The following is an 8,599-nucleotide window of genomic DNA, read 5'->3' on the forward strand; positions in this document are numbered from 1 at the left end:
TAAGCAACAGGCGTGCCATCAACCCGCCCGCAGCGCTGGCCCCCTGATCAGATTGGCGGGGTTTGGGGCAGAGCTCCCAAGGGGAAGCACGCAACAGGAACATGAACTACGCAACAGGGGAACGGCACGGACACGAAACAGGCAGCCGCCAACGCAACAGGCGGACGACCTACGGAACCGGCGCGCTCACACCAGAGGCCGAATCCCCCACCGAGCCCCCCAAGACTCCCCAGGCGAAACCCAAATCAAGTCCACCCCAGAATTCAAAGCATCCGGCGGACAAGTCATCGGCTCAACAGCCACCGCGCGCCCCCGATCCGGGTAGGAGTCCGGCGTGTACACCTGCACCCAGCGGAAGGCCGGGTCCGCCCACACCTCGACGCCGCCGCTCTCGGCGGTCAGCGAGTGCCGGACCAGCCCGTCGCGTCCCGGCTCACAGCCACCAAACGGCGTGTCCAGCTGAACCCCGTCCAGCCCACGCCCGCCCCGGAAGTCGAACTCAGTCCCCTCCACCGGCACAGCTTCCCCTGAGGGCACCATCCGCGAGGTGTCGAGCGGCAGCACAGTGGTAGCCGCCAACGTCAAAGTGCACGAGTCGGTAGCAGCGTTCCCAGCCCGCGGATAGGGATGCGTCCCCACCCCGAACGGCGTCGCAACGTCCCCGACGTTCGTAACCCCGTGCGTGACCGTCAGCCCGTTGTCATCCAACGCGTACGACACGGTCAAGTACAAAGCCGCAGGCCACCCAGCCTGAGGCTCCACAGTCGTCTGCAACGAGACCAGCGACCCGGTGTGCTCCAAAACGGACCAAGGCCGCCGCCGAACCAGCCCGTGAATCGCGTTCCCGCGAGCAGGCTCGGTGACCTCCAGCTGCTGCCGCACCCCGTCCAGCACCCAGGAGGCTCCAGCTGTCCGGTTCGGCCAGGGGATCAGCACGGCGCCGGCGCTCATCGGCGGCTTCTCGTCGGCGCCGAATGTTTCCACATACGGAACGCCGTCCACCTCGAAAGACCGCAGCCCCGCGCCTACAGTCGTGATCACGGCGGTGGCACCCTCGTACGAGATCCCCAACATGAGGCAGAAGCCTACGGGGCCAGCGGAAGGATTCCCCATGAAGGTTCATCACCTCAACTGCGGCACGATGCGCCCGCCCCTGGTCGCGGGCGGCATCGTGGCGCACTGCCTGCTGATCGAGACCGACCAGGGGCTGGTCCTGGTCGACACCGGCTTCGGCACGCACGAGGTGACGGACCCGAAGGCCACGCTCGACCCGCTCAGCCGGACGCTGCTCAAGCCGCTGCTGGACATCAACGAGACCGCGATCTACCAGGTCGAGAAGCGCGGGTACGGGGCAGAGGACGTGCGGCACATCCTGCTCACCCACCTCGACCTGGACCACGCGGGCGGGCTGCGGGACTTCCCCAACGCCACGGTGCACGTGCTGGACACCGAGCTGGAGGCCGCGTCGAACCCGCGCAACGCCAAGGAGCGGGCGCGGTACCCCAAGGCGCAGCGCGAGGGCGTCACGTTCGAGACGCACAAGGCCGAGGGTGAGGACTGGTTCGGGTTCGAGGCCGTGAAGAACATCGACGGCCTCCCGGAGGACATCCTGATGGTGCCGCTCATCGGCCACACCCGCGGCCACACGGGGATCGCGGTCAAGAGCAACGACGGCTGGCTGCTGCACGCCGGCGACGCCTACTTCTACCGCGGCGAGGTCGAGACGCCGTCGAGCAACATCTTCGCGCTCAAGCTCACCGCCAAGCAGACCGAGACGATCCGCGAGCAGCGTCTGTCCAATGTGGAACGCCTCAAGGAGCTCAAGAAGACCGGCGAGGTCGAGATCTTCTGCGCCCACGACCCGGTCGAACTGGCTCGCGTCGGATGACGTTCATCCGCCAGATCCGTCTCGAGGCGCAGCACGACACCCGCCGCTACCCGTTCACGCTCCCGGTCGTCCAGCACCTGATCAAGAACCCGATCGAGCTCACGAAGCCGGTCACGTTCCTCGTAGGTGACAACGGCGCGGGCAAGTCGACGCTGGTCGAGGCGATCGCGGTGGCGGCGGGCTTCAACGCCGAAGGTGGCACGCAGTCGTTCAACTTCGCCACCAAGGCGACCGAGTCGTCGCTCGGCGACTACCTGACGCTGAGCTGGGGCATCAAGAAGCCCCGCACCGGCTTCTTCCTGCGCGCCGAGTCGTTCTACAACGTCGCCACCGAGATCGACCGCATCGGCGATGGCATCCACGCCTCGTACGGCGGTAAGTCGCTGCACGAGCGGTCGCACGGCGAGAGCTTCATGGACCTGATGACGCACCGGTTCGGCGGCCGAGGCCTCTACGTGCTGGACGAGCCGGAAGCCGCGCTGTCCGTCAAGGGATGCTTGACCGTCCTGAGGCGCATGCACGAACTGACAACCGAAGGCTCGCAGTTCATCATCGCCACGCACTCGCCGATCCTGCTCGCCGCGCCGAACGCGCAGATCCTCGAGATCACCGACGGCGAGATCGACGAAGTTCCTTACGACGCGGCGGAACCGGTCGCGCTCACCCGCAACTTCCTGGGTGAGCCCGACCGGTTCCTGAGGCACCTGCTGGACTAGAAAGCCCTCACTTGCCGAGGTTCTCGGGGTGGGTCTCCACCTTGCCGTGCAGCACCCGGTTGATGCCCCAGAGCACCAGACCGGCGAGCAGCAGGTAGCCGGCGATCTTGTAGTCGTCCCACGGACGACCGGACGTCCACGGGATCGCGAGGTACGCGCACGTGACCGCGCCGAGCACCGGAGCCCACGTCGGCGCCCTGAAGTGCTGGTGCTCCGACTTCTCCTTGCGCAGCACCAGACACGCCACGTTGACGATGGTGAAGACGACCAGCAGCAGCAACGACGTCGTGCCACCGAGCTTGCCGATGTCCGCGGTGGACACGAGGATCACCGCGACGCCGGTGGTGAACACGATCGAGATCCACGGCGTGCGGCGGAACGGGTGCACCGCGCCGAAGAACCCCGGGATGATCTTCTCGTTCGCCATCCCGTACAGCAGCCGCGAGGCCATCAACATGTTGATCAGCGCCGAGTTGATGACGGCCAGCAGGCCGATCAGGGCGAAGATCCACAGCGGGAAGCCGGGCGCGCCGACCGTGACGACCCTCAGCAACGCGCTGCTGCCTGCCTTGGCGAGCTCGTCGGACGGGATCAGCAACGACGACGTGATCGCGACCAGGACGTAGATCAGCGCCGCGATGGCCATGCCCCACAACATCGCGCGCGGGAAGATCTTGACCGGGTTGCGGCACTCCTCCGCCATGTTCACCGAGTCCTCGAACCCGACCATCGCGAAGAACGCGAGCGCCGTCGCCGAGGTCACCGCGAGCAGCACGTTGCTGCCGGACGGGACGTGGATGTCGGTGAGCCTGCTGGGCTCGCCGTCACCGTTGATGACCGCCCACGCGCCGATCAGGATGATGATGACCAGACCGGACAGCTCGATGCAGGTCAGCACCACGTTGGCCTTGACCGACTCGGACACGCCGCGGAAGTTGATGATCGCCAGTGCCGCGATGAAGACGATCGCGATACCGGTGATGACCAGCGACTCCGGGCTGAGCGCCACGTCGAAGAACTCCACCAGCAGCTGCCGCAGGTACGTGCGACCGAACGCCAGAGCAGCCGACGACGCCGACGTGATGCCGGAACACATGACCGCGAACGCGACCATGAACGTCAGGAAGTGGATCTTGAACGCTCTGTTCGTGTACAGAGCCGCACCCGCGGCCTTGGGATACTTCCCCACGAGTTCGAGGTAGCTGAACGCGGTGAGGAACGCGACCACGAACGCGAGCAGGAAGGGCAGCCAGAGTGCGCCGCCGATCTTCCCGGCCACGTTGCCGGTGAGCGCGTAGATTCCGGTTCCGAGGATGTCGCCGACGACGAAGAACAACAGGAGCTTCGGACCGATGGCCCGATGCAGTTCCGGTTGCTCCGTTTGTGGAGTCGCTTCAGCCATGCCCCAGGATTGTGCCCGTTTTGCCCGGCTACCAGCGCGAACAGGCGCGGACCTCACCCATATGGTGTAACTATGACTCGCACGGCAACGCTGCTCTTCGCGGCTCTCGCGCTGACCGCCTGCACCTCGTCACCGCCGCCGGAACAGCCGAAGCAGTACTCGGACGCGAAGAGCCTCGTGGAAGCGGTCACCAAGGCTGCCAACGAGAAGAAGACCTACCGCTTCACCATCGCGCCGCCGACCAGCGGCGGTGTCACGGCCCCCGCGAACGGCTCGGTGCGCCTCGGCGACCACCCGAGCATCGACGCCACCACGAAGCGTCCCGTGCAGACCGGCGGCCAGGACGAGGAGCTGCGGTTCGTCTCGACCACAGTGGACAGCGCGTTCGTGCAGCTGCCGCCGGTGTTCGGTCTGCCGCAGGACAAGTCGTGGCTGAAACTGTCCCGACAGGACAACGACGAGCTCACCAACACCCTGCTGGGCTTCCAAGACGTCATCTACCAGCAGGCCGTCTTCACCACGTACCACCTGCCGATCATCCTGGCGGGCGGCGAGCTCAAGCTGACCGCGCAGACGGGCGACCGCATCCGCTACTCGATCGCCGTCGACTACCAGAAGGCCTACGACACGCTCAAGGACGAGAACCTGCGCAACGAGGTCAAACTGGCCCTCGACCAGGGCGTCCCCGGCTCAGCGGGCGAGATCGAGACCGACGCCAGGGGCCTGCCGACGCGCATCAAGTTCTCCACCCAGTTCCAGAACGCGCTGATCGTCGACGAGGCGCGCTTCACCGACTGGGGAGCCGACGTGGTGATCTCCGAACCGAACGCGAGCGAGATCAGTCCGAGGAAGTGACGCGGTAGCGCCAGATCGCGGGCAGCAGCACGACCATCGCCACCGCGGCGACGATCACCAGCACACCACCGGCCGTGACCGCCGCGGCCGTGCCGAACGCCGCGCCACCCGTGCCGTGCAACAGGTCCGCGATGCGAGGCCCACCCGCCACGACGACGATGAACACACCCTGCATCCGTCCGCGCATCTCGTCCGTCGCGGCCGACTGCAGAATCGCCCCGCGGAACGCCATCGACACCATGTCCGCGGCACCGGCCAACGCCAGGAACGCCGCAGCCACCCACAACGACCCGGCGAGCCCGAAGCCCATGATCGCGAGCCCCCAGCCCACCACGGCGAGCGTCAACGCGACACCGTGCCGCTGCACGTTCGAGATCCACCCGGACGTGAGCCCGCACAGCACCGCACCCACTGGAATCGCCGCGAACAGCACGCCGAGCGCGAAGCCACCACCGGCCGGGTCACCGAACGTGTGCTGGGCCATCTCCGGGAACAGCGCCCGCGGCATGCCGAACACCATCGCGATGATGTCCAGCAGCATGCTCGCCATCAGCACCTTCTGCGCCCACAGGTAGACAAACCCGTCGAGCACGTCCCGCAACCCCGCGCGCCGCACCACCCCGTCCAGCGGCGGCATCGAAGGCAGCTTCCACACCGCGTAGACGGTGACGACCAGCGCGATCGCGTCCACCAGGTACAGCGTCGACAGCCCGACGACCGGCATCAACGCCCCGGCCAGCAACGGCCCGAGCACCGCGCCGAACTGCATGACCGTCGACCCGAGCGCACCGGCCGACGGCAACAGCTCGGCCGGCACCAACCGCGCGATCGACGCGGACCTCGCCGGCGCGTTGGCCGCGAAGAACACCTGCTGCAACCCGAGCAGCGCGATCACCAGCCACACCGAGCCGACGTTCAGCGCCGCCTGCGCCCACAACAGCACCGACGACACCGCGATGCCGGTGTTCGTGACGAGCAGCAGCTTCCTGCGGTCCACCGTGTCGGCGATGGCCCCGCCCCACAGCCCGAACACGAGCAACGGAACCAGCGCCACACCAGCGGCGATACCGACCCAAGCCGACGACCCGGTGAGGTCGTACACCTGCTTGGGCACGGCAACGGCGGTGAGCTGAGAGCCCACCGCCGTGACGATCGTGGACAGCCACAACCGGCGATACGCGACGATCTTCAACGGTCGAGTGTCGATCACGAACGTCGAGCGCGCGCTTCTCCCCACAGTGGCCACATGGTTAGCCTATGGCAACTAACAAGTGCTTTACGTGAATGTGTCGCCAACAACACTTCAGAGACGCACGGGGTACACCGGCTCCGGCACCTTCGGCGAGATTCGCCCTTCGACGAAGATTCCGTGCCAGATCATGAAGCACAGCACCGACCACAGCTGACGACTCCGGTCGAACTGCTCGGACTTGTGCTCGGCCAGCAGCTCCAGCACCGCGTTCTTGTCGAGCAGATGCCCGGTCTGCGAGTCCGCGATGATCCCGCGCGCCCAGTCGTACATCTCGGCCCGCAACCAGTGCCGGATCGGCACAGGGAACCCGAGCTTCGGCCGGTTCAGCACGTGCGCCGGAATGATCTTCGCCAACGCCTTGCGCAACGCGTACTTCGTCGTGCCTTCCGTCAGCTTCTGGTCCAACGGCACCTCAGCCGCGATCTTGAAGACCTCGGGATCCAGGAACGGCACCCGCAGCTCGATCGAGTTGGCCATGGTCACCTTGTCGGCCTTGACCAGGATGTCCCCGCGCAGCCACGTGTAGAGGTCGATGTGCTGCATCCGCGCGACCGGATCCCAGCCCTCGGACTCCCGGTACCAGGGCGCGGTCACGTCCTGGAAGCCAATGCCCTCCACGTACCCCGGGAACACCGCACGCACCTGCGCATCGCTGAAGTTGCGAGCGTTCCCGTAGTACCGCTCCTCCAACTTCAACGCCCCGCGCCGCAGCAAGTCCTTGCCGCGCACACCTTCCGGAATGCTCTTGGACACCGCGCCCATCAACTTCCGCACACCGCCGGGCACCTTCTCGAACGGCGACAACGAAAGCGGCTCGTGGTAGATCACGTACCCGCCGAACAGTTCGTCCGCACCCTCTCCGGACAGCACCGCCTTGACGTACTTCCGCGCCTCCCGCGCGATGAACCACAACGGCACCAACGCCGGGTCAGCCACCGGATCATCGAGGTACCAGAGGATGAGCGGCAGCTCCTCCATCATCTCGTCCGGCGACACCGTGCGGACCACATGCCGCACCCCGATCGCCGCCGCCGTCTCAGCGGCCACATCGACCTCGGAGTACCCCTCGCGATCAAACCCGCTGGTGAACGCAATGAGGTTCGGGTTGTGCAACTTGGCCAACGTAGCCGTGGCCGTCGAGTCGATCCCGCCAGACAGGAACGCCCCGACCGTCACATCCGGGTCCGAGATCATGTGCTTGGCCACCGAGTCCCGCATGACCTCGGCAATCCGCTCGTGCAACGCCTCAGCCTCGTGCGCCCCGTTGACCGGCTTCGGCGAGAACACAGGCTTGAAGTACCGGTTGAACAGCACCTGCCCACCCGGACTGACCTTGAACGACGTCCCGGACTCAACCCTGCGAATGGCCTTGTGCAACGACTCGGGCTCCGGCACGTACTGCAAAACCAGGTAGTGCTGCAGCGCAGTCTGATCCAGCTCCTGCCCGATGCCGAGCACCCCGGTCAGCTGCAGCAGCGACTTCTTCTCCGACGAGAACGCCACCCCACCAGGCCCACTGGCCCAGTACAACGGCTTGATCCCAAACGGATCCCGCGCGCCGAAAACCACCCGCTCCTGCGCGTCCCAGATCATGAACGCGAACATCCCGCGAAGCTTCTTGACCCAGTCAGCCCCCCGGTAGTGGTACCCGGCGACGATGGACTCCCCATCCCCTTGCGTCTTGAACTGGGCCCCGAAGTGCATGGCCAGCTCGGCCCGCAACTCCTTGTAGTTGTAGATCTCCCCGTTGAAGTTCAACGTGTACCGCGTGGGGTTCTCCGGCGGCCCCCAAACCAGCGGCTGGTGCGAATGGTCCAAGTCGATGAACCCAAGCCGGTTGAACCCGTACACGACCTCAGCGTCAGCCCAAGTGTCCTGCTCGTCAGGCCCCCGATGCCGCTGACAACGCAAAGCCGCAGCCACGTTGCCGCGCGCGGAGGCCGCAGCGGCCTCGGTAGAACAGATGAGTCCGAGCACTCCGCACACGTGAAACACACCTCGTAGCTAGCCGACCAGAAATCCCAGTATGCCCGTGCCCAAACCGGACACTTCCCGCAGCCTGAGGACGCGCAACCCCCAGGTCAGGTTCCGCCACACAGGAACAGAGACAGGGAGACGGGCCGGGGACGGAGGGGCTTGGGGCGCAAGCTGGGGAGGGGCGGGGAAGCGCGAGTACAAGGCAGGACGGGGCGAGCCGGGACGGTCGAGGCAAGGCGGGCGCGGCAAGGTGAGGGCAAGGCGAGGCGAGGCAGAAGCGGAAGAGAGCGGGGCGGGACGGAAGCGGAGTGAGACAGGGGCGGGAGCGGGCAAGGGCGAAGGCGAAGCCGAGCGAGGCGATGCCGAAGCCGAGCTGCCCTGGCGATGGCGAAGCCGAGCTGCCTGAAACCGTGCGCTCCGGTGGCCCCCGTCACGAGTCGTGGCTGAACGTCTGCCGCGCCAGAGGGGTCAGGTCAAGTCGACACGCTTTTCGTCGACTTGACCTGACC

General features: G+C 66.4%; 7 protein-coding genes. 3 read left to right on the forward strand and 4 right to left on the reverse strand.

What is annotated here, in order from left to right:
• Positions 1-186 precede the first annotated feature (186 nt).
• Entirely contained in the window at positions 187-1,074 is an 888-nt protein-coding gene (locus AB0M24_RS47980) for an aldose 1-epimerase family protein (protein ID WP_363781959.1), read from the reverse strand.
• 37 nt (positions 1,075-1,111) lie between these two features.
• Between AB0M24_RS47980 and AB0M24_RS47985 the strand changes: the two genes are divergently transcribed.
• Together AB0M24_RS47985 and AB0M24_RS47990 are read left to right on the forward strand one after the other, a co-directional pair.
• Positions 1,112-1,888, forward strand: a complete 777-nt coding sequence (locus tag AB0M24_RS47985; RefSeq protein WP_363781961.1) for an MBL fold metallo-hydrolase — start codon at positions 1,112-1,114, stop codon at positions 1,886-1,888.
• Complete coding sequence (locus AB0M24_RS47990; protein ID WP_363781963.1) at positions 1,885-2,604, forward strand: AAA family ATPase; 720 nt, start codon at positions 1,885-1,887, stop codon at positions 2,602-2,604. The genes AB0M24_RS47985 and AB0M24_RS47990 overlap by 4 nt, the downstream gene beginning before the upstream one ends.
• A 7-nt stretch (positions 2,605-2,611) precedes the next feature.
• Here the strand turns inward: AB0M24_RS47990 and AB0M24_RS47995 are convergent, their stop codons facing one another.
• A complete protein-coding gene (locus AB0M24_RS47995) occupies positions 2,612-4,006 on the reverse strand; it encodes an APC family permease (RefSeq protein ID WP_363781965.1) in 1,395 nt (464 codons plus the stop codon).
• Positions 4,007-4,078: 72 nt separating this feature from the next.
• Here AB0M24_RS47995 and AB0M24_RS48000 point away from each other — a divergent pair, with 72 nt between their 5' ends.
• Positions 4,079-4,861, forward strand: coding sequence for a hypothetical protein (locus AB0M24_RS48000; protein ID WP_363781967.1), 783 nt, complete (start codon positions 4,079-4,081; stop codon positions 4,859-4,861).
• Here AB0M24_RS48000 and AB0M24_RS48005 read toward each other — a convergent pair.
• Together AB0M24_RS48005 and asnB are read right to left on the reverse strand one after the other, a co-directional pair.
• Entirely contained in the window at positions 4,845-6,107 is a 1,263-nt protein-coding gene (locus AB0M24_RS48005) for an MFS transporter (RefSeq protein ID WP_363781969.1), read from the reverse strand. The genes AB0M24_RS48000 and AB0M24_RS48005 overlap by 17 nt on opposite strands.
• A gap of 57 nt (positions 6,108-6,164) precedes the next feature.
• Complete coding sequence (gene asnB, locus AB0M24_RS48010) at positions 6,165-8,099, reverse strand: asparagine synthase (glutamine-hydrolyzing) (protein ID WP_363781971.1); 1,935 nt, start codon at positions 8,097-8,099, stop codon at positions 6,165-6,167.
• Positions 8,100-8,599 lie beyond the last annotated feature (500 nt).

This window comes from Lentzea sp. NPDC051838 (genome assembly GCF_040681245.1).
Taxonomy (GTDB): domain Bacteria; phylum Actinomycetota; class Actinomycetes; order Mycobacteriales; family Pseudonocardiaceae; genus Lentzea.

Excerpts from the sequence above, each read along its gene's own strand:
- AB0M24_RS47985 (WP_363781961.1), top strand. The coding sequence starts at position 1,112 with ATGAAGGTTCATCACCTCAACTGCGGCACGATGCGCCCGCCCCTGGTC.
- AB0M24_RS47990 (WP_363781963.1), top strand. The coding sequence starts at position 1,885 with ATGACGTTCATCCGCCAGATCCGTCTCGAGGCGCAGCACGACACCCGC.
- AB0M24_RS47995 (WP_363781965.1), bottom strand. The coding sequence starts at position 4,006 with ATGGCTGAAGCGACTCCACAAACGGAGCAACCGGAACTGCATCGGGCC.
- AB0M24_RS47980 (WP_363781959.1), bottom strand. The coding sequence starts at position 1,074 with ATGTTGGGGATCTCGTACGAGGGTGCCACCGCCGTGATCACGACTGTA.
- AB0M24_RS48000 (WP_363781967.1), top strand. The coding sequence starts at position 4,079 with ATGACTCGCACGGCAACGCTGCTCTTCGCGGCTCTCGCGCTGACCGCC.